Annotated in this window: 21 protein-coding genes and 2 tRNA genes; 8 read left to right on the top strand and 15 right to left on the bottom strand. The window is 63.3% G+C overall.

Features of this window, described 5'->3' with window-relative positions; all coding sequences use genetic code 11:
* The first annotated feature begins 2 nt into the window (after nt 1–2).
* Both ACSW29_RS01800 and pknB read left to right on the top strand, forming a co-directional pair.
* Nucleotides 3–1,361, top strand: a complete 1,359-nt coding sequence (locus tag ACSW29_RS01800) for a protein kinase domain-containing protein (protein ID WP_448276227.1) — start codon at nt 3–5, stop codon at nt 1,359–1,361.
* Entirely contained in the window at nt 1,358–3,283 is a 1,926-nt protein-coding gene (pknB, locus tag ACSW29_RS01795) for a Stk1 family PASTA domain-containing Ser/Thr kinase (protein ID WP_448276226.1), read from the top strand. The genes ACSW29_RS01800 and pknB overlap by 4 nt, the downstream gene beginning before the upstream one ends.
* 60 nt (nt 3,284–3,343) lie before the next feature.
* Here pknB and ACSW29_RS01790 read toward each other — a convergent pair whose 3' ends face one another.
* Entirely contained in the window at nt 3,344–4,009 is a 666-nt protein-coding gene (locus ACSW29_RS01790; protein ID WP_003942537.1) for an aminodeoxychorismate/anthranilate synthase component II, read from the bottom strand.
* Between the two features lie 22 nt (nt 4,010–4,031).
* Nucleotides 4,032–4,745: a DUF881 domain-containing protein gene (locus ACSW29_RS01785; protein ID WP_020967993.1), complete on the bottom strand. Its 714-nt coding sequence runs from the start codon at nt 4,743–4,745 to the stop codon at nt 4,032–4,034.
* A gap of 102 nt (nt 4,746–4,847) precedes the next feature.
* Here ACSW29_RS01785 and crgA point away from each other — a divergent pair, with 102 nt between their 5' ends.
* The 3 genes from crgA (at nt 4,848) to ACSW29_RS01770 (ending at nt 6,340) form a co-directional block, all read left to right on the top strand.
* Nucleotides 4,848–5,111, top strand: a complete 264-nt coding sequence (gene crgA / locus ACSW29_RS01780; protein ID WP_003942576.1) for a cell division protein CrgA — start codon at nt 4,848–4,850, stop codon at nt 5,109–5,111.
* A 107-nt stretch (nt 5,112–5,218) separates the two neighbouring features.
* Entirely contained in the window at nt 5,219–5,710 is a 492-nt protein-coding gene (locus ACSW29_RS01775) for a PH domain-containing protein (RefSeq protein WP_448276225.1), read from the top strand.
* Between the two features lie 9 nt (nt 5,711–5,719).
* The gene (locus ACSW29_RS01770) at nt 5,720–6,340 is read left to right on the top strand and encodes a TetR/AcrR family transcriptional regulator (protein ID WP_448276224.1); all 621 of its coding nucleotides are present in this window, start codon (nt 5,720–5,722) and stop codon (nt 6,338–6,340) included.
* On the opposite strand, the gene ACSW29_RS01765 is transcribed toward ACSW29_RS01770, so the two are convergent.
* Together ACSW29_RS01765 and ACSW29_RS01760 are read right to left on the bottom strand one after the other, a co-directional pair.
* A complete protein-coding gene (locus ACSW29_RS01765) occupies nt 6,333–7,181 on the bottom strand; it encodes a TauD/TfdA family dioxygenase (protein WP_448276223.1) in 849 nt (282 codons plus the stop codon). The genes ACSW29_RS01770 and ACSW29_RS01765 overlap by 8 nt on opposite strands.
* A 123-nt stretch (nt 7,182–7,304) precedes the next feature.
* A complete protein-coding gene (locus ACSW29_RS01760; protein ID WP_024487653.1) occupies nt 7,305–8,672 on the bottom strand; it encodes an FAD-binding oxidoreductase in 1,368 nt (455 codons plus the stop codon).
* A 113-nt stretch (nt 8,673–8,785) separates the two neighbouring features.
* Here ACSW29_RS01760 and ACSW29_RS01755 point away from each other — a divergent pair, with 113 nt between their 5' ends.
* Nucleotides 8,786–10,651, top strand: coding sequence for a helix-turn-helix domain-containing protein (locus ACSW29_RS01755; protein WP_448276222.1), 1,866 nt, complete (start codon nt 8,786–8,788; stop codon nt 10,649–10,651).
* Here ACSW29_RS01755 and ACSW29_RS01750 read toward each other — a convergent pair.
* The gene (locus ACSW29_RS01750; protein WP_230816183.1) at nt 10,642–11,985 is read right to left on the bottom strand and encodes an MFS transporter; all 1,344 of its coding nucleotides are present in this window, start codon (nt 11,983–11,985) and stop codon (nt 10,642–10,644) included. The two genes, ACSW29_RS01755 and ACSW29_RS01750, sit on opposite strands and share 10 nt — an antisense overlap.
* Nucleotides 11,986–12,120: 135 nt before the next feature.
* A complete protein-coding gene (locus ACSW29_RS01745; protein ID WP_448276221.1) occupies nt 12,121–13,554 on the bottom strand; it encodes an amidase in 1,434 nt (477 codons plus the stop codon).
* A 129-nt stretch (nt 13,555–13,683) separates the two neighbouring features.
* Between ACSW29_RS01745 and ACSW29_RS01740 the strand changes: the two genes are divergently transcribed.
* Nucleotides 13,684–14,607 carry a LuxR C-terminal-related transcriptional regulator gene (locus ACSW29_RS01740; RefSeq protein ID WP_448276219.1) on the top strand — a complete coding sequence of 308 codons (924 nt, stop codon included), beginning with the start codon at nt 13,684–13,686 and terminating at the stop codon, nt 14,605–14,607.
* On the opposite strand, the gene ACSW29_RS01735 is transcribed toward ACSW29_RS01740, so the two are convergent.
* Together ACSW29_RS01735 and ACSW29_RS01730 are read right to left on the bottom strand one after the other, a co-directional pair.
* A complete protein-coding gene (locus ACSW29_RS01735) occupies nt 14,600–15,544 on the bottom strand; it encodes a rhomboid family intramembrane serine protease (protein ID WP_230816186.1) in 945 nt (314 codons plus the stop codon). The two genes, ACSW29_RS01740 and ACSW29_RS01735, sit on opposite strands and share 8 nt — an antisense overlap.
* A 17-nt stretch (nt 15,545–15,561) precedes the next feature.
* Nucleotides 15,562–16,089 (bottom strand): peptidylprolyl isomerase, encoded by a 528-nt coding sequence (locus ACSW29_RS01730; RefSeq protein WP_007729190.1) that lies wholly within the window; start codon nt 16,087–16,089, stop codon nt 15,562–15,564.
* A 90-nt stretch (nt 16,090–16,179) separates the two neighbouring features.
* Between ACSW29_RS01730 and ACSW29_RS01725 the strand changes: the two genes are divergently transcribed.
* On the top strand, nt 16,180–16,632 hold the full coding sequence (locus ACSW29_RS01725; RefSeq protein ID WP_448276217.1) for a hypothetical protein: 453 nt from the start codon (nt 16,180–16,182) through the stop codon (nt 16,630–16,632).
* 56 nt (nt 16,633–16,688) lie between these two features.
* On the opposite strand, the gene ACSW29_RS01720 is transcribed toward ACSW29_RS01725, so the two are convergent.
* The 7 genes from ACSW29_RS01720 to gyrA form a co-directional block, all read right to left on the bottom strand.
* Nucleotides 16,689–17,966, bottom strand: coding sequence for a lipase family protein (locus tag ACSW29_RS01720; RefSeq protein ID WP_448276216.1), 1,278 nt, complete (start codon nt 17,964–17,966; stop codon nt 16,689–16,691).
* Between the two features lie 127 nt (nt 17,967–18,093).
* Nucleotides 18,094–19,758, bottom strand: a complete 1,665-nt coding sequence (locus ACSW29_RS01715) for an alpha/beta hydrolase (RefSeq protein WP_448276215.1) — start codon at nt 19,756–19,758, stop codon at nt 18,094–18,096.
* Nucleotides 19,759–19,820: 62 nt separating this feature from the next.
* Nucleotides 19,821–20,930, bottom strand: coding sequence for a baeRF11 domain-containing protein (locus ACSW29_RS01710; RefSeq protein ID WP_317827113.1), 1,110 nt, complete (start codon nt 20,928–20,930; stop codon nt 19,821–19,823).
* A 262-nt stretch (nt 20,931–21,192) separates the two neighbouring features.
* Nucleotides 21,193–21,265, bottom strand: a tRNA-Ala gene (locus ACSW29_RS01705).
* A 176-nt stretch (nt 21,266–21,441) separates the two neighbouring features.
* Nucleotides 21,442–21,515 (bottom strand) — tRNA-Ile (locus ACSW29_RS01700).
* Between the two features lie 75 nt (nt 21,516–21,590).
* Nucleotides 21,591–22,961: a DUF3566 domain-containing protein gene (locus ACSW29_RS01695; RefSeq protein WP_448276214.1), complete on the bottom strand. Its 1,371-nt coding sequence runs from the start codon at nt 22,959–22,961 to the stop codon at nt 21,591–21,593.
* A complete protein-coding gene (gene gyrA / locus ACSW29_RS01690) occupies nt 22,961–25,492 on the bottom strand; it encodes a DNA gyrase subunit A (RefSeq protein WP_019746215.1) in 2,532 nt (843 codons plus the stop codon). Before gyrA ends, ACSW29_RS01695 begins: the two co-directional genes overlap by 1 nt.
* Nucleotides 25,493–25,543: the final 51 nt, after the last annotated feature.

The following is a 25,543-nucleotide window of genomic DNA, read 5'->3' as shown; positions in this document are numbered from 1 at the left end:
CCGTGGCGTTGAACAACGGCGCTTTGATCGCCGATCGTTACCGATTGATCCGTCTCATCGCCACTGGTGGGATGGGTCAGGTGTGGGAAGCCACCGACTCCCGGCTCAACCGTCGCGTCGCCGTCAAGGTACTCAAGTCCGAGTTCTCTTCCGATCCGGAGTTCTTGGAGCGCTTCCGCTTCGAGGCCCGCACCACCGCGCAGCTCAACCATCCCGGTATCGCCGGAATCTACGACTACGGCGAGACCCGCGACAGCTCGGGCGATTCCACGGCGTACCTGGTGATGGAACTCGTCAACGGCGAGCCGCTCAACGCCGTCCTGGCGCGCGTCGGTCGCCTCGCGGTTCCGCATGCCCTCGACATGCTCGAGCAGACCGGCCGCGCCCTGCAGGTCGCACACGACGCCGGTGTCGTGCACCGCGACGTGAAGCCGGGCAACATCCTCATCACGCCGACGGGCCAGGTGAAGATCACGGACTTCGGCATCGCCAAGGCCGTCGAGAACTCCCCTGTCACGCGTACGGGAATGGTGATGGGCACCGCCCAGTACATCGCGCCCGAGCAGGCTCTCGGTCAGGATGCGACCGCGGCGAGTGACGTGTACTCGTTGGGAATCGTCGGATACGAAGCACTTTCGGGTCGACGCCCGTTCACCGGTGACGGCGCGCTCACCGTCGCGATGAAGCACGTGCAGGAAACCCCGGCGCCGATGCCGGCCGACCTGCCGCCGAACATCCGCGAGCTCATCGACATCACGTTGACCAAGGATCCGGCCGGACGCTACGCCAGTGGCGGCGAGTTCGCCGACGCCGTTGCAGCCGTTCGGGCGGGTAGGCGTCCACCGCCGCCCGGTCTGCTCGCCACCGGTGCCGCCAGCGCGTCGCCGGCTACGGGTGCCACGCAGGTCATGCCGCCGACGTACGCGGGTCCGGCGACAGGCGCAGCTGCTGCGGACGACGCGGCGGTCGGCGGAATGACCAGTGGGCAGAAGGCCGTGGCATGGGCCGGCGGCGGATTGATCTTGTTGGCGTTGATCATCGGCGGAGTCTGGATCGCGACCGACGGTCCCAGCGACCCGACACCGCCCGTCGTCACGTCCACGACGTTGCCGACCACGACGACGACCAAGCCCACCACGACAACAACTCGGCCGACGACGACGACCACCGAGCCGACCACCACGACGACTCGGCCGACGACAACCACGACCGAGCCGACAACCACCACAACAACGCCGACCACGACAACAACCACTCCGACGACCACAACCACCACCACGACGACAACGACGACCACAACGACCACTGAGCCGTTGGCGGATCCCGGAGACGCTGAAGAACCGCTAGGACAAGACCAATGACGACACCCCGCAATCTCTCCTCCCGCTACGAGCTGGGTGAGATTCTCGGCTTCGGCGGAATGTCCGAGGTTCACCTGGCGCGCGACCTCCGACTCAGCCGCGACGTCGCGATCAAGGTGCTGCGTGCAGACCTCGCGCGCGATCCCACGTTTTACTTGCGGTTCCGTCGTGAGGCGCAGAACGCTGCCGCGCTGAACCATCCGGCGATCGTGGCCGTCTACGACACCGGTGAAGCCGAGACCGACGCCGGGCCGCTGCCGTACATCGTCATGGAGTACGTCGACGGCGACACGTTGCGTGACATCGTGCGCAGCACCGGGCCGATGTCTCCGCGCAAGGCGATGGAAGTGATCGCGGACGTCTGTGCCGCTTTGGACTTCAGCCACCGCAACGGCATCGTGCACCGCGACGTCAAGCCCGCCAACATCATGATCAACCGTGCCGGTGCCGTGAAGGTGATGGACTTCGGCATCGCCCGCGCGATCTCCGACGCGTCGAGCCCGATGACGCAGACGGCTGCCGTGATCGGCACCGCTCAGTACCTCTCGCCGGAACAGGCGCGAGGTGAGCAGGTGGACGCACGTTCGGACGTCTACTCGCTCGGTTGTGTGCTGTTCGAGATTCTGACGGGCGAGCCGCCGTTCAAGGGTGATTCACCGGTCGCCGTGGCGTACCAGCACGTTCGTGAAGATCCGCAGACGCCGTCGGAGATCAATCCCGACATTCCGCGCGAGCTGGATTCGATCATTCTCAAGGCGATGAGCAAGAACCCGGCCAACCGCTACCAGAGCGCCGGCGACATGCGCAGCGACTTGGTACGCGTCCTGGGCGGTCAGCGTCCGAGTGCGCCGATGGTGATGAACGACGAGGACCGCACCACCATCCTCGGCGCCGTCGGCTCCGACACCGGGAACTACCGCACTGCTCCTGATCCGGTCGAGCCGGTTCCTGCACGGACAACTCGCGCTGCCGAGCCGCCTGCCAAGAAGAAGGGCGGACGCTACGCCCTGATGGGCATCGCGGCGCTTCTGGTGATCGGACTGGTGACGTTCTTCCTCATTCGGGTGAACTCGCCGAAGGTCGAGATGGTGACCGTTCCGGGTGACCTCACCAACCAGCCCGCTGACGTCGCCGAGGCGACGCTGACCAACGCCGGATTCCAGGTGGAGCGTCAGCAGAAGACGGACAAGGTCATCGCCGCCGGAAACGTCATCACGACGCGTCCGGTTGCCGGGGTGCGCATCGAGAAGGGCAGCACCGTCACCATCGACGTGTCCACCGGACCCGAGCAGGTCGCGATCCCGCGCCTGACCGGCCTGAGCCAGGACGACGCCGAGAAGAAGCTCAACTCCGTTGGTCTCCGACTCGATCCGACAATCGGCAAGGCGGCGTCGACCATTGCCGAGGTCGACAAGATCGTCAATCAGGACCCGGCCGTCGGAGTGTCGGTTGTTCTCGATTCCGCGGTCTCGATCACCGTCGGCACCGGTCCGGAGCAGGTTCGTGTCCCGGATGTGACCGGTCAGCGTGAAGAGGTGGCGAGGCCCAACATCGAAGGTGCCGGGTTCGTCGTCCAGATCACGGAGATCGATTCGGGACTGCCGAAGGGACAGGTCGTTTCGACCGACCCGACCGGTGGCACGTCGGCCACCAAGGGTTCGACCGTGACGCTGCGAGTGTCCAACGGCAACCAGGTCGCGATGCCTGATCTGACCAACAAGACGGTGTCCGAGGCGTTGACCACGCTTCGCGCAGCCGGTTGGGCGGGAACCGCGTCGCAGCTGGTGCAGAACCAGAGCACGACGCTCACCCCGGAAATGGTGGGCAAGATCGTCTCGCAGACGCAGCCTCCGGGCTCGGAGATCTCCAAGGACGCGGTCATCACCGTCAGCGTCGGAGCGCTCGGAATCCCCGGCCGCTAGAGCGAGCGAATAAAAGTGCCTCCCGGAGATTTCCGGGAGGCACTTTTTTGTGGACAGGTGTCAGAGAATTGCGGGCAGGGCTCCACCGAGCGCCGACGCGACCTCGGCCTCGAGGGCTGCAACGAGTCCTTCCGGGGGCGCCTCACCGCAGACTGCGAGCCAGTTCGCGAGCATCCGGTGCCCACCCTGAGTGAGTACGGACTCGGGGTGGAACTGGACGCCGTGAATCGGCAGTTCGCGGTGACGCATCGCCATCACGACGCCGCTCTCGGTGTGTGCGGTCACCTCGAGTTCCTCGGGAATGGTGTCCTCGAGAACCGTCAGCGAGTGGTAGCGGGTAGCGGTGAACGGATCGGGCAGCCCGGCCAGGACGCCGACGTCCTTGTGGTGAACCAGACTCGTCTTGCCGTGAAGCAGTTCGGGAGCGCGGTCGACGGTTCCGCCGAAAGCCGCACCGATCGCCTGGTGTCCGAGGCAGACGCCGAGCAGCGGGGTCTTGGTGTCGGCGCAGACCTTCACCAGATCCATCGTCGCTCCCGCGCGCTGCGGAGTTCCGGGGCCAGGGCTCAGGAGAATGCCGTCGAACTGCGCTACTGCACCCTCGAGGTCTGCCGTCAGTTGTGGATCGTCGTTGCGCCAGACCACGGCTTCGGTTCCGAGCTGGCCGAGGTACTGCACCAGGTTGAACACAAAGCTGTCGTAGTTGTCGACGACGAGAATCCTCATGAGAGCAGGGTAAACGCCCGTGCTATCCGCCGGTATAGGCGGGGACCGTGATCTGCGACGGCGTCGCCTGCGTGTACCCGAGGCCGAAGCGGGTCGCGTACTGCTTGTAGATCCGAATGCCCGGTTCGGCAGCGAGTGCCGCCTCGAGGCGCGCAACATCGCCGATCGCGCTCATCACGTACGGCGGGCTGTATGTACGGCCGTGAAGAAGGAGGGTGTTTCCGATGCACCGCGGCGCCGACGTACTGATGATCCGTTGGTCCTGCATGCCCACCGCTTCGGCCCCGCCGGCCCACAGTGCGTTCAGGACGCTCTGGACGTCCTGCTGATGCACGACGAGGTCGTCCGGGGTGGCGTCGACCGGATACTTGCCGTCGGCGTTGCGCGGGGCGTCCGTCATGGTGACCACGACGCCGGGGCCGGTCATCTCCGTCAGTCCTGCATCTGCGGAGATGTTCTTGATGTCACCGAGAGCCGCTGCCACGCCGGCGTCGGACCGAGCGGCGTCTTCCTGCAGCGAATCGAGCTGAGCGGCAAGTTCGTCCCGGTCGGCCGAAACTTTTTCGGCATTGGCCTGGGCGCTGCGGACCAGATCGGAAAGCCTGGTGCTTTCGGTGACCTGGAGCTGATTTTCCTCGGCGGATCTCTGCGCCGTGGCGACCATCAGACCGGCTACCAGGCAGACGGCAAGTACACCGATGTGCCAAACAGTTCGTGAAGATTCACCCGAAGACACGTGGCTCCTCCCGGATTGTGCAGGTCGGCCGGTGACCAACTGGACACAGCTACGTTAGCGTGTAGGTAACACATGCAGGTCACACCGTAGAGCGAGGACGCCATGCCCAAGTCGAAGGTCCGTAAGAAGAACGACTACACAGTCAACCCAGCAAACCGCACTCCGGTGAAGGTGAAGATGGGTCCGTCGAGCACGTTGTACGTCTCCGTGATGCTCGGATTCATGCTTGTCGGCCTGGCGTGGCTGATTGTGTACTACTTGGCCGCGGATTCGATCACGTGGATGAACGACTTGGGAAACTATAACTTCCTCGTCGGCTTCGGTTTCATGGTTGTGGGCCTTGTAATGACCATGAGATGGCGCTGACCAGCGATTATCTGATTCGGCTCGGATCGTGACCGTCTCTCAATTACATGGGTGTCATTCATCCCCATTGTGGATAACTCCTGTGGACAACCTAGGAAGTTATCCACATGCTCGAGGATGAATTTCATCCACAGCCTCGTGACAACGCCACAGAGGTCGTCTCTTGGGCCACTCCGATGGGTGTTGTCTACGCGATGTTCGGCGGCGGAATTGCCCTCGCGATCGCCTCGATCCTCGCGCCCACGGAGCCTGCCGGACGCTTCCTGCTCGCCCTCGCGGTGATCGGGCTGTTCGTGATGGGCGGACTCGCCCTGCGTCAGCGTCCCCGCCTGGCGGTGATCGAAGACGCGGGAACCAAGTCGATCGCGGTGCAGCGATTGCGCGCCCGGCACACGTTCACCCGCGAACAGATCGACCGCGTGCGGCTTGTCCGCTACCCGCGTCTGGGTCGACGCGTCCCGATGCTCGAGATCGACATCGTCGACCGGCCCACCGACACGGAGAAGCTGTTGATCTTCGGACGCTGGGATCTCGGTACGTCGCCAGAGGACGTCCTCGACGTGCTCGCTGTCCACGGATTGGTGCCGCCCGAGAAGTAGGGTCGAGCGGTGAGTAGTCCAGAAGTTTCAGAGCGCGGTTCAGAGCGCGCGGAGCGCGGCCGCCTTCTCGACCTCGCCGCCGACTACGTCCTCGAGTTCGGTGTCTCCTCGGCAACGCTTCGGGGGCTCAGCCGCGCACTCGGCTCCAACAATCGCATGCTTCTGTACTACTTCGGAAGCAAGGCCGGACTGCTCCTCGAGGCACTGCGCCGCGCCGGGCTTCGCTTTCCCGGGATCACCCACCTCCTCGATCTGATCCGCGATTCCGAGATCCCCATCGCGGACCGCCTACACGACGCGTGGGGCATCCTCGCCGACCCCGAACTTGTTGCCTACCATCGACTCTTCTTCGAACTCTTCGGTGTGGCCGCATTCGACTCGGAGCAGTACCGCCCTCTCCTCGAGGGCGTTGCCAACGAATGGGCCGACGAAACTGCCCGCGCCATAGCCGAAACCGGCGTCGACGCCGAGCTTGCCGAAACTCTTGGACACGAGATCGTTGCCGCCTGGCGCGGTTTCCAGATGACGCTGATCGGTGGCGGCGACCGCGCAGTGGTCGACCGTGCCGCCCGGCATCTGACGGAATCGATTGTTGCCAACGTGCATTCTGCGGCGAGGCCGATTACATAGCGAGCGCCGCCAGGTCTGGTTGCACGATGTCGAGAGCCTGCTGCGGCACTGCCACGGCGTCACTCGACCATCCCCAGATCGAGTACAGCTCACGGCCGGGGTCGGTGTATCCGTCGCGGCCGTGCAGTACCCGGTAGTTGTCGATGCAGATCATCTCGCCGGCTTCGGCGCGGAACATCGGACCGCTGTCGCGCACGTGAATCACAGCCTCACTCCACTGCTTCACCAGCGGCCACTGCGCTACTTCCGATTCACCGGCGATCGGCGCGAGATACGGGTGATGCCGAACCTGGTTGCGTCCACTCGGGACCGTCCTGGCGATCGGCGCAAAGGAGTTCTGCGGGAAGTTCGGCTCCGAATGGTCGATGTCTGTGCTCCAACAGAATTCGGCCAATTCAGCGGTTGCGGGATCGAAGGCGAGCAACCGCGTGAGCTTGACCGCGTCGATGAGGAACGAGTCACCGCCACTCGGGTACGCCGGGCGCTTGCACCACAGAAAAAGATAGTCGGGCGCGTAGTCACCGAACGCAAAACCGTCGTTGTGGGCAGTCATCCGCTCGCCGGAGATGCCGAACGAGCGCTTCCTGCCGCGTTCGTCCACCGGTTGGGTGTCGACGACGGCGGCCTCGGCGTCCTGACTTTTTGCGCTCGCCTCGAACTGTCGTCCGACGCGAATGTACTTCTCACCAAGCAACTTCGACGCAAAGGCAATCGCATCGCCCTCGGTGTGCAGCCCGCCGAAAACCGCGGCGCCGTCCAGTGCGATCGCGGCCCGAACCGCTGCCACCGTATCCACGCGCCGGGGAACAACACTTGCCTGCGTCAAGTCGGAAGAGAACATCCGCGACTCCTTACATCGAGTTGAACCAAGTGGTTCAACTCAGCGTAGGGACTCGCCGTTTCGGCGGTGTAACTCCGGAAACCGATTCGGTTACGGAGCTGGCTCTTCAGATCACCCTGCCTTTCAAATCACCTTGCCGGGGTTCATGATTCCGTGCGGGTCGAGTGCGCCCTTGATCGCGTGATGCATCGCAACAACCGCCGGTGACAGTTCCTGCGCCAGGCCGCCCATCTTCAACAGGCCGACGCCGTGTTCACCGGTGACGGTTCCACCCAACTCGAGGGCGTTGTCGATGATCTCGGCAAAAGCGGCCTGAGCACGCCTCCGCGCCGCTTCGTCGTCGTGTGGCGTGATCAGCAGCGGATGCAGGTTGCCGTCACCCGCATGCGCGATGTTCGCGATGTGCGTGTCGTGCCGGGCCGAGATGGCCTCGATGCGCGCCAACATTTCCGGAACCGCCGCCTTGGGAACACAGATGTCCTCGGTCAGCACCGGGCCGAGCCGCTCAAGGGCGGGGTACGCCAGACGCCTGGCGGAGAACAGTGCGTCGGCTTCCTCCTGGTCGGTGGACCTGGCACTCCAGGTGGCTCCGGAGCGATTGAAACAGGCCAACATTCGCTCGGCTTCGGCGTCGCCGATCTCGCCCGGTGTGTCGATGCGGCCGAGCAGGACCACCTCGGCGTCGGCTGAGAGGCCCATGTTCTTCCAGGCATCGACGGCAAGCAGGCACTGTCGATCGATCAGCTCGAGGGCCGACGGCGTGAGACCGTCGGCAGCTACAGCTTCGACGGCCTTGCCCGCAGCGACGATGGAGTCGAAGTATCCGACGATGGTGCGTTCAGGATCGCGCTGAGGACGAAGCTTGACGGTCACCTCGGTGATCACGCCGAGAGTGCCCTCGGAGCCGACCATGAGCGCCGAGAGATCAAACCCAGCCACTCCCTTGGCAGTTCGACGCCCGAGCCGAACCAGCTCACCGGTTCCGGTGACCACCTGCATGCCCAGCACGTAGTCCTTGGTGACGCCGTACTTGACGCAGCACAGGCCACCAGCGTTGGTCGCGACGTTGCCGCCGATCGTCGACCAAGGCGCGCTGGCCGGGTCGGGCGGATACCAGAGACCGTGCTCGGCGCAGGCGTCGCGGAGGTGGTCATTGACCACTCCGGGTTCGACCACGGCCAAACGCTCGAGGGTGTTGATCTCCTTGATGGCGTTCATCGCGTCGAAGGCGATCACGACGCCGCCGGCAACCGCGTTGGCTCCACCCGACAGACCGGTGCCGGCGCCGCGCGTGACGACGGGCGCACCGTGGGCAATGCACGCCTGCACAACTGTCTGTACCTGCTCGGCTGTGCGCGGACGGACCACCGCTACGGGCATCTCGTACGGAGCCCACTCGGCGTCGTCGTGGATGTAGCTCGCCATGATGTCGGGGTCGGTGATCAGTCGATCCGCATCGATCTGCGAGCCGAGCGCCTCGAGGAGTGTCATGCCTCCACGATAGTGACGGCGGCTACACCACCCCATGTAGATTTACTCCGAGAAACCGGAAACCGTATGGACATTCTCTCCATACTCACCATTGGTCTGACAAGGGAGTGCCGATGCACGAGAACTGGCTACAGCTTCTCCTGGCCGAGGCATCCACCGAGGAACTGATCGAGCATCGCGATCAGTTGGCCGCCGGGTCAGCTCCGGAGGCCGCTGCCGAGATCGAGCGAGAAGCCCGATCGGCGCTTCAACTACGAAGTCTCCTGGCTCAGCGCCGACAGCGCGCCACCGAACTGGGGGCGCTCAACGACATCGCGTCGCTGCTCACCACGATGCACGATCACCACGCCCTCCTACAGGAGATCGTGGATCAGGCCAAACGACTACTCGGCGTCGACCTTTCGTACCTTGCTCTCATTCATGACGACATCTTGATCATCGAAGTCACGAGCGGGGCGTATACGTCGCAGCTGCTCGGACTCACGGTTCCGTTCCGCGAAGGTCTGATCGGTCGAGTAGTCGAGAACTCCTCTCCTGCTTGGTCTTCGGACTATCGCAACGATCCATCGTTTGCACACATCGGGCCGGCGGACGACGCAGCGCGGGCCGAGAACATGCGCGGCCTGTTGGCCGTGCCACTGACGTTGAACGGCAAGATCCTGGGTGCACTCTGCGCGTGCAAACGTCAGGAGCGGCGTTTCGGCAACGAGGAAGTTGCGTTGCTGTCCGCTCTCGCAGCTCATGCCTCGGTGGCGATCGAGAATGCCCGCTCTCTCGAACGCTATCGCGCGACGGTTGCAGAAGTGAATGCAGCGAACACCGAACTTGCGGAGCGCACAGCACTTCTCGAACAGACCCTGACCTGGGACCGAGCGCTCACACAGGTGGTTCTACGCGGCGGTGGAGTCCGTGAACTCGTGGAAGAAACCTCCGCGTCGACGGGTTCGCCGGTGTTCTTCGTGACCGGAACATCCGAGATTCCACCGGGATTGCAACGGGTGAGCGAGAGTGTTCGTCGAGTTTTCGACATCTTCGCCGCAGACCGACGCGAGCAGGAAGTGACGCTCATCGTCGGTGAGCAGTTCCTGTTCGCCACCGAAGTACGCAGTGCCGGTGACCAACTCGGAGTTCTGTTCCTGCTCGCACGCCAGGAACCCACCGCCGCCATGAGGTTGGCACTCGAAAGGTCTGCCCCTGCCATTGCGCTGGCACTGGTCGGCGAACGGGCGGCCAGGGAAGCCACCCGCCGAGCACGCGACGCGTTCTTGGTCGATCTGATCACCAGGCCTGCGCCGACGCCGGCCGAAGTCACCGGCCAGTTCCGCCTGGCCGGGCTCAATCCTGACCGCTCGTACACCGTCGTGGTGGCCCGCCCGGCAGACGCCGTCGACCGTACTCGTCGCAGCATCGAGGAGATTGCATTTCCCTCGGGAACTGTTGTTGCCGAGCATGGTTCACGAGTAATTGCATTGATTCCCGGAATGTCACCGGCAGAGGTTGCGGCGGCGTGGGTGCAGCCGGCGGAGAACCCGACCGTCGGAATCGCCGATCCCGCCGTTGGAGCGGAAGGTCTGGCGCGAGCCTATGTCGAGGCGCAGCACACTGTCGATGTCCTCGAGACGCTCGGGCGGGCCTCACACGTGGAACCGGCAAGTTCACTCGGTATCTACCGAATTCTCCTCAGCCGCACCGGCCGCGACGAACTGGAAGCGCTGACGCAGCGGTCCCTCGGCCCACTCCTCGAGGAGGAGCAGCGACGCGGCGTTCCGCTATTGGACACCCTCGCGTCGTACCTGTCGCACAATTGCAAGCACTCCGCGACCGCCGCAGCGCTCGCGATTCACGCCAACACTCTCTACCAACGCCTCGAGTCGATCGACCGGTTGATCGGTACACAGTGGCGGCAGCCGGACCAGGCGCTCGATCTTGCGCTCCTGATCCGGCTACGTGCCAGTGCGGGGAAACTCGGTCAGATCTGAGCAGGCTTGCTCGATCGCTTTGCCAGAACCACTACAAGGATTGCGGCACAGAGCATCACGGCGCCCACCACCCACAAACCTGCCTTGGCATTTCCGGTCACATCGGTGAGCCAGCCGGTGATGTACGGAGCGCCGAAGCCCGACGCGTTGCCGATCGAGTTGATCATCGCGATACCGGCGGCCGCACTGGCGCCCGTCAGGAACGTGGTGGGCAGGTACCAAAAGACGGGGAGTGCACACAGCACGCCGACGGCGGTGAGCGAGACGGCGATCATGACGGTGAACGGTGAATCCAGGTAGAGCGCAATCGGAATGGATACCGCACCCAAGAGCGTCGGCGCTGCGACGTGCCACATTCGTTCACCGGTCTTGTCGGAATGGCGGCTCCACAGCACCATCGCGACGGCGCCGATCGCGTAGGGGACGGCCACGATCAGGCCGGTCTCGACGAGCGAAAAGTCGGTGTTGAACGTCTGCTTGAATCCCGCGACGATGCTCGGCAGGAAGAAGCTCAAAGCGTAAAGGCCGTAGGTGATTCCGAAGTAGACCAGACCGAAGCCGATGACACGGGGGTCGCGCAGGGTCTTGCCGGCCGACTGGTGACCGGCGTCGCCGAGTTCTTTTTCCTCGTCCGCCATGGACTTCATCAGCCACGTGCGCTCCTCGAAGGTCAACCACTTGGCGTCGGCGGGACGGTCGGTGAGGTAGAACCAGACGACAAACGCCAAGATCACGGCCGGCAGACCCTCGATCAGGTACATCACGCGCCATCCGGCCAGGCCGAACAGACCGTCGCCGTACTGGATGATGGCGGCCGAGAGTGGGGCGCCGAGCGCCGACGAAAGCGGAAGCGTCAGCAGGAACAGGCCCATCAGGCGTACGCGATACTTCTTCGGGAACCAGAAGGTCAGGTAGAGAAGAACTCCGGGGAAGAAGCCGGCCTCCGCGATTCCCAGCAGAATGCGGAGGAAATAAAGGCTGCCCACGTTGGGCACGAATGCCAGCGCAGCAGCCAGGATGCCCCAGGTGAGCATGATGCGCGCGATCCACAACCGGGCACCGAAGCGGTGCAGGGCCAGGTTGCTCGGCACCTCGAACAGCAGATAGCCGACAAAGAAGAGTCCGGAGGCGAGCCCGAACATCGTCTCGGTCATCCCGAGGTCGGCGCTCATGGTGAGCTTCGCGAAAGCGATGTTCGTACGATCCAGATAGTTCACGAAATAGAGCAGGATCAGAAAGGGGATCAGCCGTCGCGCTACCTTCTTCACCACGCGAGATTCGATCTCGCTCGGCGCAACCCCACCGTCAGTGGTGGTGCTATCGGTGGAGGTCATGGCAGGGGTACTCCTCGGAAAAGGTCAGCGGTGCTATCTACGAAGTGACTCAAGCCACAGTAGAAGCACCGCTGACCTCAACCTATGTGAAGTTCACCCATGAGTTGGAGCGCAACGTGGAGGAAAGCTCCACAACTATCGCGCAAACAGTGTCGGCCTGCGATGTGCCCAAGGCATAGCCTTCTCGAGGTCACCCGCCAACGCGAGGAGTGTCGCCTCGTCTCCGTAGGCACCGATGAACTGAATCCCGATCGGCCAGCCTTCGGCCGAGGTACCGAGCGGCAACGAGATGGCAGGATTGCCAGTCGCGTTCGAGATTGCGGTGAACGATCCGAACTCGAATATCTTGTCCGCCCAACCTTGTGCGTCCAATGCATCGTCGTCTGCGTCGAGATGCCCCAACGCAGTATTCGGCGAGCTGGTCGTCGGCGTCAAGATCACGTCATAGGACCCCAGGAACCGCGCATATTCGCGTCGGACGGTGTTGAACACGTTCTCCACCGCAAAAACGTCCCGCGCACCGAGTTTCGCGCCGTATTCGGCACACGCGAGAGTGGTCGCTTCGAGGTGATCCGTGCCGGGAGTGAATCCCAGTTGTTCACCCGCACCTGCCACAGCCTGCGCAAGAAAACTGCACCACGCATCGAGGTTCGCACGATTGAACATCTCCATGTCGATCGATGGCGCCGCGCACTCGACGAGGTGACCCATCGCTTCCAGTTGTGCGGCAACGACCTTCACCGACCGTACGCACTGCTGATCGACCGGCCGTCGTGGATCACCGGAATCCACGGAGACGGCAACTCGAAGCTGTCTCGATCCCCTTGCAGCACTCTCCGCGAACGAGTCGACCTCACTCGGAAACAGATACTTGTCGCCCGGCTCCGTCCCCGCGACGGCGTCGAACAACGAAGCGCAGTCACGCACGGTTCTGGTGACCGCAAACTCGATTCCCATGCCCAGCAGTGGATCCGAGTAGTCGGGGCCAGGGCTTACTCGTCCGCGACTCGGCTTGAGTCCGACGAGTCCGCACGCCGCCGCTGGAATGCGAATGGAACCTCCGCCGTCGTTCGCGTGAGCCATCGGAAGTGCGCCTGCCGCAACAAGAGCCGCGGATCCGCCACTGGATCCTCCGGGGCTGCGGGTGGTATCCCAGGGATTGCGCGTCGGCTTGCCGTAGGCCTTTGCCTCCGTTGTCGCGTTGAATCCCATCTCGGGTGACGTCGTCACCGCGATGGTTGCAAGACCGGCCCGCCGAAAGCGCGCCATCAAATGACTGTCGTACGGATACGTGACGCCGTCTCCGAACAACCTGCTGCCGTTGCGCTGCGGGACACCGGCAGCGTGAATGATCAGATCTTTGATCGCGAATGGCACTCCGGAAAATGGCCCGTCGGCGTTGTAGTCCAAGGGGTCGAATCGGTCACCGACCACTGCTGCGAGTTCACCGTCCACCTGATCCAGCGCAGTTGCTGCCGCAGACTGCACCTGAGAGGCGCTCACCTGCCCACTTGCAATCAGTGAGGCAAGCTCAGTCGCATCGCAGGCTGTGTAATCCGAAACATCCATCGTCGTGCTCCAAGTGCTCGAGGTCCAGTGATGGAGGAGAACCTAGGAGCAGGTGCGCTCGGACGAGTCCGTCGATCAGGGGATGCGGAGACAGCTGACTCGTGCTGTGACCCAAGGCATAATTCAGGGATGGCTGATCCGACCTCGAGACGCTTGGCTGCCGCGCTGAGGCTGCGTGACGCCTTACCCGTGATGGATCCGGCGCGCGCCCTCTTCGAATTGCAGGAAGCAGTGCCGTACCACCACGCCGGACTGTCGCGGTGGGATCCGTCCGAACGCACCCACCGGACAGTCGCGAGCCTGGGATACCCGGCGGCATCCCTCGACGTCGTCAACACTCAAATGGCAGCGCATCCCGTATTCGAACAGCTTCAGGCGCAGCGGCTGCCGATCGTTCTGCACGACGTCGACGATCACCTACGGACCGGAGCTCTGTTCGATACCGTCATCGCACCGTTCTACAGCGACGGCATCAGCCAGTGTCTGTTCGCGGGCGACGGTCGCTATCTCGGAATGTTCAACGCGAGTACAACACCCGGGCACTATCTCGACGAGCAATCGAAAGTGACAATCGCTCTACTGGCAGCGTCGTTGGCATCCACCCTCGACCCTTACGAGCCCGACCGGACGGCGCTGCGCGATTCACGGCCGACAGCTCTGATCACTCCGGACGGCACCGTCGCCGACGGCCCTATCGAACTACCAGTGGCTGTGCGCACCACCGGCGCCGACTGTGCTCGAACGGGCGCCCCGGCCGCTTACCTGTCACTTGACGGGACTTCGGTAATTCGTCTGGAGGTAACGCCGACCCGCGGGGGCCTGGCCGTCGTCAAATGGCATTCGATCGAGCCCCCGATGGGGTTGACTCGACGCGAACTGGAAGTGCTGGCACTGATACCGACCGGGGATTCGAACACGGCCATCGGTGCACGTCTGGGAATCGGAGCAGCAACGATTGCTACACATGTCGAACGCGTGATTCGGAAAGTAGGCGTCCCCAATCGAACCGCCGCGGCAGCACTGGCGACCCGATGGGGATTGCTCGCTAACTGATTCCCAGCTGTTCGCGAAGTTGGACGACGCGCAGCACGATGACTCCCAACGTCACCACGGTGACGGCACCAAAAGCGATCCACCCGATACGTACGGCTTTCACACGGTTATCACCGGCGCCCAACCACTGTGGGGTGTACAGGAAGGCAGCGGCCGTTGCGGCACCTGCCACCAGACCTCCCGCGTGGCCCCAGAACGAGATCCCGGGCAGCGAAATGCTGATGATCACATTGATCGCGATCACCGAGATGATCGGGACCGGACTTCGACGCAAACGCAGCAGAAGTACGGCCTGTGCGCCCATGATGCCGAAGATCGCGCCCGACGCCCCGGCAGTCCAGGACAGGGCCGTGAGCGAAGAGAACACCGGCTGGAACGCCATCACCGACGCGGAACCGCCGAGGAGCGAAACCAGGTAGATGCCGATGTACCGCGAGCGGCCCATCACGATTTCGGTATCGCGCCCCAGGATGTAGAGGGCGTACATGTTGACCGCGAGGTGCAAGATGCCGAAGTGCAGGAACCCGGAGCCGATGAGCCGGAACCAATCACCGCTGGCAACCAAACCTGGATTGAGTGCCCAGTTCGCGAAGATCGACGAGCCGACCTGGTTGTTCATGATGCTTCGCGACTGCGCGAAGGTCGCGAGGAACGCCAGGACGTTGAGCCCCATCAAGGTGTACGTCACGACCGGGACCGCACGGGTGGGGCTCACCGTGTTTCCGGCGACGCCCCGAACGGGACGGACATCACGCTGACCGGCAGCTACACAGTCGACACATTGGTATCCCACCGCCGCCTCGCGGAGACAGTCCGGGCACGCCGGGCGTCCACAACGATTGCAGGAAAGTGCGGTAGGTCGATCTGGATGGCGGACGCACCGCGGTTGGGGCGGGATGCCCTCACTCGCACCGCCGCCCCAACCGGGGTTCGTCATCTGCTTATTTTACCTGTTCAGGAGATGGTGATGCTGTTGATCACGACGGGCTCGACCGGACGATCGCCACGATCGACGGCGGTGGAGGAGATAGCGTCGACAACCTTCTTGGAATCGTCGTCGAGAACCTCACCGAAGATGGTGTGGCGACGGTTCAGGTGCGGCGTCGGGCCGGTGGTGATGAAGAACTGCGAGCCGTTGGTTCCCGGGCCTGCGTTGGCCATGGCCAGCAGGTAGGAACGGTCGAACTGCAGTTCCGGGTGGAACTCGTCACCGAACTTGTAGCCCGGGCCGCCGGTGCCCGTTCCGGTGGGGTCGCCACCCTGGATCATGAAGCCGTCGATGACGCGGTGGAAGATGGCACCGTCGTAGAACGGGCCGGTCTTGGTGCCGGCGGCGTTTGCGGTGGTGTACTCCTTCGAGCCGTCGGCGAGGCCGACGAAGTTCTCGACGGTCTTCGGCGCATGGTTGCCGAACAGAGCGATCTTGATGTCGCCGCGGTTCGTGTGCAGCGTTGCGGTTGCGGTCTGATGAGTTGAAGTCACACCACCATCGTGCCATTGCCGACGTTCTCGCGGATGTCGCCCCGCAAAAGTCTCCCTGTCCTCGCCTCGCTGTTATGGCACAGTGAAGTCATGACACGAGTGACCGAGTCCCTCAGCACGCAGTTGCCCGACACCTTCGATCACGCGCGCGCCCGCGTCGAGGACACCTTCGACGAGACTGCCGCCTACCTCGAAGAGACAGCGGCTCGTATCAAGGAGTCCGAGGCAGTCGACAACGCTCGCCGCATCGCCGCGGTGGTCGCGACGTCGGTCGCTCGCGGCGCCGGGCAGGTCGGGTTGTTCCTGGGTCGTCAGGGCAAAGTCCTCGCCAAGAAGGGCGTCGAGCGCGCGAAGGCCATCCCCGCAAAGTCCGCGGAACGCACCGAGAAGCCTCGTGGCCGCAAGCGCGTCACGGTGTTCGTCATCGCCGGTGTTGCGGTGATCGGCGGTGCGGTGTTCTTCAAGAGCCGCCGACGCGAGCATCCGCCGGTCGCTTCCGCACCCCCTCGCCTCGAGGAGAACTCGGCGGAGAAGACCGCGTAGTCGACATACAAAGCCCCGGAACAGATTATGTTCCGGGGCTTTTCGATGCCTGGAGGTCAGCAGTTGGACGGTGCCGGGACGTTGTTGAAGCGATCGATCATGTACCCGACGGATTCGGGGGTACCCACCAGATACGGCGTCGCGTGATTGATTGCCAGTCCCGGAATGATCGGGGGCAGTTCGTTGACGGAGAACTGCACCGTCGCACCCTTGCCGCACCAGTCACGAGCCAGTTGCTGTCCCTGGCCGAACGGAACGATGTCATCTGAGCGGCCGTGCTGGATCAACACGGGCGACTCCGGCGTCAGCTTGCCGATCTTCTGTTCGTCGAGGATCGCCTGCGCCATGGGTAGGCGGGCCAGAACTGCGGAGAGCGATTCACCGGAATTGGTGAAGCTCGACGACTGCTGGAAGCCGAACTGCATACCACTTTCGGCGACGCACTGGTTCTTGGTGGCGGCCAACATCTGTCGGCCACGATCGTTGATCTCGGCGTCGAGCAACGGCTGGACCTCGGGGTACTGCGCGACGATGCCGTTGAGCGCGTAGCCGATCACTCCGGTGAGGAACGTGCCGTCGACCTGCTGCAGCGTCGCCGCCAGATCAGCGGGCGGTGCGCCTGCGTATGTGCCCTTGAGATCAAGTTCGGGAGCGTACGACGGCTTCAATTCCGTTGCCGCAGCGGCAGCTCCACCGCCTTGCGAGTAACCCCACAGTCCGACGGGTCCGTCGGCGGGAATGCTTGTGTTCGGGAGTTTCTGAGCGGCGCGCACCGAGTCCAGAACGGCGTGCGCTTCGGCTTCACGGTTGACGTAGGTGTGATCGCCCGGAGTTCCGAGACCCTCGTAGTCGGTGACGACGACGGCAATGCCGTTGAGCAGCAACGTGTTCACCCAGATGGACTCGTAACCGACCATGACGTCCGTCGGGAACTGGTACTCGATACCGGTGTTGAACAGCTTGGACGGTGCGCACTGATCGCCCTGTCCATGCGTTCCCACCGCTGCGGCAACCAGTGGACGCGCCCCCTGCCCGGTCCACGGATTCGACGGTTCGAGATAGGTGCCCGTCACGGCAACGGGAGCACCCTTGGCGTCCTCGCTTCGGTACATGATCTTGGTGGCGGTTGCCGGCCACGGACCGTTCGATCCGGGCACGCTCAGCAGCAGTGGTGACGGCTCACTCTTGATGAGATCTCCGTTGGCACCTGCCGGAATCTCGGACGGCGGTGTGTAGAAATCCGCAGGTTCAGCCATTGCGGCGGGGGCCGTCACAGCACCCATGACCAGTGCTGCGACGGAGACCCCGGCCGCCCACCATGCTCTGCTCTTCACGTTTCGATCTCCCCACGCTCGCTTGCGCTGTGGCTTGGCACACAGCGAACGCAGAGTAACACATACCTCACGTAACACTTTCTTGTGAGGTTTTTGCCTTAACATGCTGAATTACAACCGTTTACGACTACTTCGTGGGCTCCAAATTGGAGGTCAGCAGCGAACGAAGCTTGTCGGTATCAGCCGAGGTCCACGCCTCGGGGTGCAGGATCTTGGCCCACATGTCCGCCGCATCCTCGCCGTAATTATGACCGTGCCCGGACGGGACGTCAGCCGAGAAGACCATGTCGAGGGTTACCTGCCAGAAGGTCACGAGAGGCACCCACGTCATTCCCGGATCCACGTCGCGACCCAGCGGTTCCTTGAGCCAATCCGGCTTGTTGAGCAGCAGGTCGAAGGACCACCATGTGATCGGGTCGCTGGCGTGCTGCCAGTACACGATCCGGTCGTCGTCCCAGTCGGACTTCAGCTCCAGATCCTCCGGATCACCGGCAAACCGAATTGCCTGGCCGCCGTCGATCACCGGCAGGATCTCCGGTGAGCCCGAGTCACGACTGTCCGTGATTTCCTGCCATTGAGCAGTGAAATTGGGGGTTCCGACCCACAGTGCGCCGTCGACGCGCGTCATCATGTCCTGAGCGCCGGCAAATGCGGCCTGGCCACCGTAAGAGCCGAGGCTCTCACCGAAGACGACCAGCTCGGGTCGCGTCTCCACGGGCAGGTCGATCCACTTGGCGTACACCGCGTTGAACAGTGCGCGACCGGCAATCATCGGTGTCTCGCGGTCGGCGATGAAGGCCAACGGACTCGGAAGGAACGAATACTGCATCGACGCGATCGCCGTGTCCCCGCTCTCGACGTACTCGAACGCCGACGCGACGTCCTCGTTCACCCAACCGCGGCCGGTGGTCGTCACGACTGCGAGGGTTCCGCGGTCGAATCCGCCGGTGCGCTCCAACTCGTCGACGACCCGCTGTGCGACACCGTTGATCGAGTCCGAGGATTCACGTCCGGCGTACACCCGGATCGGTTGCTTCGCTTCACGTCCGGTCAGCGCAGAAATCTCGGCTGCGGTGGGACCACTGCCCATGAAGGTGCGACCCTCCTGGCCGAGCGAATCCCAGGCTTCGGCAGACATCGGTGAACCACTCCGCTCAGCGATCATGGGTTGTTCGATGCCGTCCGGTGTCTCGTGATCGGCACCGGAGAAACTCCAGTTCGCGAAGGCGATCAGCCCGTTATACAGCGCGCCGTTCACGATGAAGATGCCGAGAGCGAAGATGACGATCAAGCTGCCGACCTTCGCCGCCTCGAGGGGAACGAACCGAAGTGCGACTGTGGTGAGCTTGTTGGTGGTGAATCGAAGACCGCGACCGGCCTCGAGCAGGATGAACCAGATACCGAGCGAAATAATTAGCACCAGAAGGTAATTCGCCTGATTGGTGCGGGGAACCTCGACTAGGTCACGAACGATCTGCTGCCACCACGAACCGAGAACCAAGAACGTCGGAACAAGAATGACGGCCGCGACCAACAGGATTCGCCAGCCGATCTTCTTGGTGCGATCCGACCACTGCGGCTCCACCCCGCACTTGCGGATCATCCAGGCAACCGTCACGCCGACGCCGTATCCCATCGCGAGCGAGATGCCCGTCGCAACGCCCTGCAGGTACCACGCGCGCGGCAACAGGGACGGACTCATCGACCAGGTGAAGAAGACCAGAGCAAAGGCAAGCCCGACCGGGTGCAGCGTCTTGCAATAGAGGCGCAGCCGTTCCCACACACGTTTCATGCCGGAATCGTATGCGCCCCGTGACCGAATCAGGTCACGAGGCGCACACGCGTCCAGCCTGTTTACGGAGCGAAGCGCAAAATCGCGGCAACTGCGCCGCCGCCCGGAATGTCCTCCGCACGTACAGCGAGCACCCGAGCGCCCGTCAAAAGCGAACGACGAGCGATCTCGTCGACGACACCGTAGGTGCTTCCGTTAGTCGACTCACCGGTCGTGAGAGCGCCCGTCTGGGGATCGAGACTTCCGGGTACGACGGAATCGATGTCGATGAAAACGGTGTCGACCTGTCCGTACGTCGCGGCTGTTGCCACGTCGGCGACGTCCGTCTGAGTGCGCCCCTGTTCCGTGCGCACATTGAAGGTCTCACGCACCGCCGCCAACTGCTCGGCGTGGAAATCGTCGAGCGCCGGCCGCGAACCGTCCGCCACTTCCTGCGTCGACAAGGCTTCCGGGTTTCCCTCGACGGTTTTGTCGACCAGGTGGCGGTACGAATTCACGGAGCGATACACCGACGCGATGGGTTCGGCAGCAGCCAGGATCAAGGGGACGTCACGGCCCGCGAGGACACCGCGGACCTCGTGATCGACTGCACGGGCGTACTGATTGACGCGCAACTTTCGGCTGTCCGACCCCGACAACCGACCCGCCTCGGTACGGCTGTTGATCGACGACTTGCCCGCGTGATCCGCAGCATTCTTCGGCATTCCCTGAACACGAACCTCGTCGGCCGGCTGATCGGCAGCGATCTCGATCAGTCGCACCGAACCCTCTGCCAGAGCGAGAACAAACGCCGTCTGGGGGAACGTCACCGAACGGAGCAGTGGCTTGAGATGGAACCGATCGCTGACCGTTTCGAGCGCCTGCAGACGGTTGGGGAGGCGGAAGGTCACCAGACGCTCCGGCGTCGCGTACGTGACCAATGAGCGCGACTGGAAGCGCCAGAAATCGTCGTCATCGTCGAGCTCTGCGTATTCGGCCTCGAACTGCTTGCGCTCGGCGGGATCCTCCACCGATGCGAGTGCCGAGCGGACCTGGTCCTTGAAGGCTATGCGGGCTTTGTCGTAATCCTGCGGCGCATCTTCAGTCGGAGTCACGATGGTGATGCAGGTGGGCCCTTCCACCTCCGCGAGTGCGGCAATTTCACCGTGGCTGGGAATGTCGTTGTGAAGCACTACGAACCTCCTGAAATTGGGTTCTCCTCACGCTACGCCCGGCTGGTTATGACCACTAGACTTTCCGGAGAATTCGGGACGAACGGGCCATAGTGGGCGCGGTTCTGGCCACCCCACTCCGAGCGAACGGCACGTTCATCGCCTTCAGTGCGCCGAAAGTACCGTTCGCTCATAAGGGGAGGGCCACGAGTCGGGCACCGGCTGGCCGGACATCGGCATACAAAAACACCCTCCCGGATCCCGGGAGGGTGTTTTCTTACTGTGGAGCCTAGGAGATTCGAACTCCTGACATCTGCCTTGCAAAGGCAGCGCTCTACCAACTGAGCTAAGGCCCCGTTCGGTTTTCTGACCGGAGTCAGAGTACCTAGGTTCTATCCTGTTTCCAAATCGTGCCAAACCTTGTCTCCGCGCTGACTTTTGATCAGCTTGGTGACCCCGAGAGCTACCAGAATTCCGGCCCCGACAAGCAGGAAAACCTTCATTCCAGCAACCCTTCTTCGGCACATGGGAGTGGGCCTAGGAGGACTTGAACCTCCGACCTCTTCATTATCAGTAAAGCGCTCTAACCACCTGAGCTATAGGCCCCTGAACCGATTCCAAAGATTACCCCACCGGGCCGCTGACACCAAAACGGGCCCGGCGGAGCAATGTTTTCGCAGGTCAGTCGCGGTCGGCGAGAGTTACCTCTACGCCGCCAACCAGGTCGCTGCAGAGGTTGTAGATGAACGATCCGATCGTGACGAGTGCCGTGAAAAGCACCATGTTCGCGATGCCGATCAGCGCGGCGTAGCCGAATACCTGGCCCGCCGTCACCAGACCGTCGGAGCCGCCGTCGGCAACGATGTCGGTGAACGCGTTGTTCAGGCGATCCCAGACGCCCATACCGTCGAGGACGACGTAGAGCAGCCCTACGGCCACCATCCACACGAAGAACAGCGACACCGAGATCACGGACGTGATCTTGAGCGTGGACCACGGGTCGATGCGACGGATCTGAACCGTTGCGCGCAGCGGCGCACCGTCGACGACCGAAGCCGATACGGCGTGAGTTTTCTCACCCTTCACTGCAGCAGGCAACGGATGCTTGGCCTCGGAGAGGTCAGGCATGTCCTTCGGCAGATCCTTGCGATCGATGTGCCGAGTGGGCCCGTCGATCGCGGCAGCTTTTGCTTTCGGATTTGCGACGGTGGGATTTGCAGCCTTCGGATTTGCGCCCGGGGGTGCAACTGCCTTGGCTGCGACGGTCGGTGCGTTGCTCTTGGCTGCTGCCGCACCAGCGACGCCACCGGTAGCTGCGGCCGCCGCCGTTCCCGTCACGACGGGACGGGACGAAGGGTTGCCGGCAGGGCGACCTGCCTGTGCACCCGTAGGACGATCCGCCTGAGGCTGTCCCTTCGGTGCGGGAGATTTGGCCGGGCCACCCTGTGCAGGGCCGGCCGCTGCAGGACGCTGCGGACCGGCAGGTGGCTTACCCCCGGCAGGACCTGCCGGTCGACCCGCAGAAGCACCAACTGGTCGCGTGATGTTGGTCTGCGGCTGACTTTGCGGAGCCTGATTCTGCAGTGGCTGAGCCTTCGACGCCGGGGCCTTCGACGCCGGATTCTGAGCAGCCGGATTCTGAGCTGGCTTCCCCTGCGGCTGACCTGACGGCTGGGGTCCGCGCTGCCACGGCGGTGCCTGGCTGCCACGAGCCTGATTGGCAACCGGTTGCGGCGGAGCCTGACCGTCACCCTTCGCCGGGGTTACCGGCGCAGCCGGAGCCACAGAAGGAGCGGAAGGAGCCTGACCCTTGGCCGCACCCGCAGCGTCGGAACCTCCACCTGCCGGCTTCTGAGCCGACGGGCCACGAGGCGGCTCAGGTGCCTTGGGCGCCGGAGCTGCCTCGGAAGCTTTGGGTCCGCCGTCCGCTGGAGCTGCAGGTTTCGAGGTCTGCGGCCCCGCCGGAGCAGCTGCCTGCTCCGGCTTCGGTGGCGTCGAACCTGAAGGGCTTTCGCTCTTCTGGTCACTGCCCGGCTGGTTGGGAGTGCTCACTAGGACTCCTTAGCTCCATCGGCATTGTCTGCGTTGTCGGTGGTCTCTGCAGCGAGCTCTTCGGGCTCGTCGGCATTGCGCGCAATCGCGAGCAGTGTGTCGCCTTCGCCGAGGTTCATCAGACGCACGCCCTTGGTCTGGCGTCCCGCCTTACGAACCTGCTTGGCAGCCGTTCTGATGACGCCGCCGCCCGAGGTGATCGCGTACAGCTCGTCGTCGTCGTCGACGATGAGCGCACCGACCAGAGTGCCACGTTTCTTGTCGTACTGAATCGTGAGCACGCCCTTGCCGCCTCGACCCTGCACCGGGTAGTCCTCCATGCCGGTTCGCTTGGAGTAACCGCCCGAGGTGGCGACCAGGAGGAACGTGCCTTCACGAACGACGTTGAGCGAGAGCAGCTCGTCGTCACCGTTGAAACGCATGCCCTGGACACCGGAAGTGGCGCGGCCCATCGGACGCAGTGCCTCGTCGGTGGCCGAGAAGCGGATCGACTGGCCCTGTGCCGAGACGAGAAGCAGGTCGTCGTCGGCGGAGCAGAGAACAGCGCCGACCAGTTCGTCTTCACCGCGCAGGTTGATGGCGACGATGCCACCGCTGCGGTTGGAGTCGAAGTCGGTGAGCTTGGACTTCTTGACCAGACCGTTGCGAGTGGCGAGCACCAGGTATGGCGCGTCTTCGTACGTCTTGATCTGGATGACGGACTGGATGCGCTCGTCCGGTTGGAAGGCCAGCAGGTTCGCCACGTGCTGACCGCGAGCAGTACGGCTCGCCTCGGGCAGTTCGTAAGCCTTGGCGCGGTAGACGCGGCCCTTCGTGGTGAAGAACAGCAGCCAGTCGTGCGTCGAGGTGACGAAGAAGTGCGAGACGATGTCGTCCTGCTTGAGGCCGGCACCCTGAACACCCTTGCCGCCGCGCTTCTGCGATCGGTAGAGATCGGTCTTGGTGCGCTTGGCGTAGCCGGTCTCGGTGATCGTGACGACGACGTCTTCACGGGCGATCAGATCCTCGTCGTTGACGTCTCCGTCGGCGGCGATGATGCGGGTACGACGGTCGTCGCCGTACTTGTCGACGATTTCCTTGAGCTCGTCACGAACGATCGCGCGCTGACGCTCCGGGCGAGCCAGAATGTCTTCGAGGTCCGCGATTTCGAGTTCGATCTCGGCCAATTCGTCGACGATCTTCTGACGCTCGAGGGCGGCCAGACGACGCAACTGCATGCCGAGGATGGCGTCGGCCTGGATCTCGTCGACGTCGAGCAGTTCCATCAATCCGGCGCGAGCGATGTCGACGGTCTGCGACGCACGGATCAAGGCGATGACCTCGTCCAGAGCGTCGAGCGCCTTGACCAGACCACGCAGGATGTGGGCGCGCTCCTGTGCCTTGCGAAGCAGGTACCTGGTACGACGAACGATGACCTCGAGCTGATGCGTCGTGTACAGACGGATCATCTGGTCGAGGCGCAGCGTGCGCGGCACTCCGTCGACGATGGAGAGCATGTTGCAGCCGAAGCTGGTCTGCAGCTGGGTGTGCTTGTAAAGGTTGTTCAGCACGACCTTGGCAACGGCGTCACGCTTGACGGTGACGACGATGCGCATGCCGACGCGGTCCGAGGACTCATCGTGGATGTCGGAGATGCCACCGATCTTGGCGTCACGAACCTGCTCCGCGATGGAAGTGATCAGGTTGTCCGGGTTGACCTGGTAGGGCAGCTCCGTGATGACGATCGTGGTGCGGCCCTTGGCATCTTCTTCGATCTCGACGACGCCGCGCATACGAACGGAGCCACGGCCGGTGGTGTAGGCGTCCTGGATGCCCTGTCCACCGACGATGAGCCCGTGTGTCGGGAAGTCGGGTCCCTTGATGCGCTCCATGACGGCAGCGAGGGTGGCTTCCTCGTCCGCCTCGAAGTTCTCGAGCGCCCAGTAGATGGCCTCGGCAACTTCACGCAGATTGTGCGGCGGAATGTTGGTGGCCATACCGACGGCGATGCCGTTGGAACCGTTGATCAGAAGGTTCGGGATGCGGCTGGGCAGAACCGTCGGTTCCTGCGTCTTGCCGTCGTAGTTCGGGGTGAAATCGACTGTCTCGTGGTCGATTTCGCGCAGCATTTCCATCGCGAGCGGCGTGAGCCTGCACTCGGTGTAACGCATGGCGGCTGCGCCGTCGTTGCCGCGGGAGCCGAAGTTTCCCTGACCGTCGACGAGCGGGTAACGCAGCGACCACGGCTGGGCCATACGGACCAACGTGTCGTAGATCGAGGAGTCGCCGTGGGGGTGGTAGTTACCCATGGTCTCGGCGACCGGTCGGGCAGACTTCACGTATCCGCGGTCGGGGCGATATCCGTTGTCGTACATCGCGTAGAGCACGCGGCGGTGCACCGGCTTGAGTCCGTCGCGGACATCCGGCAGAGCGCGACCGACGATGACGCTCATTGCGTAGTCGATGTAGCTGTTCTGCATTTCCTGCTGGATGTCGACCGGTTCGATCCGGTCGTGTTGCGGACCGTCCGGTGGCAACGTGGTGTCGGTCATGAGCTCACTTTCTTAAGAAGAACGAAGGGGCGAGGGCGCCTTGTGTGCGGA

This window comes from Rhodococcus sp. GB-02, from assembly GCF_053470465.1.
The sequence above is the reverse complement of the archived record's forward strand: the minus strand, read 5'-3'. Positions and strand labels throughout refer to the sequence as shown.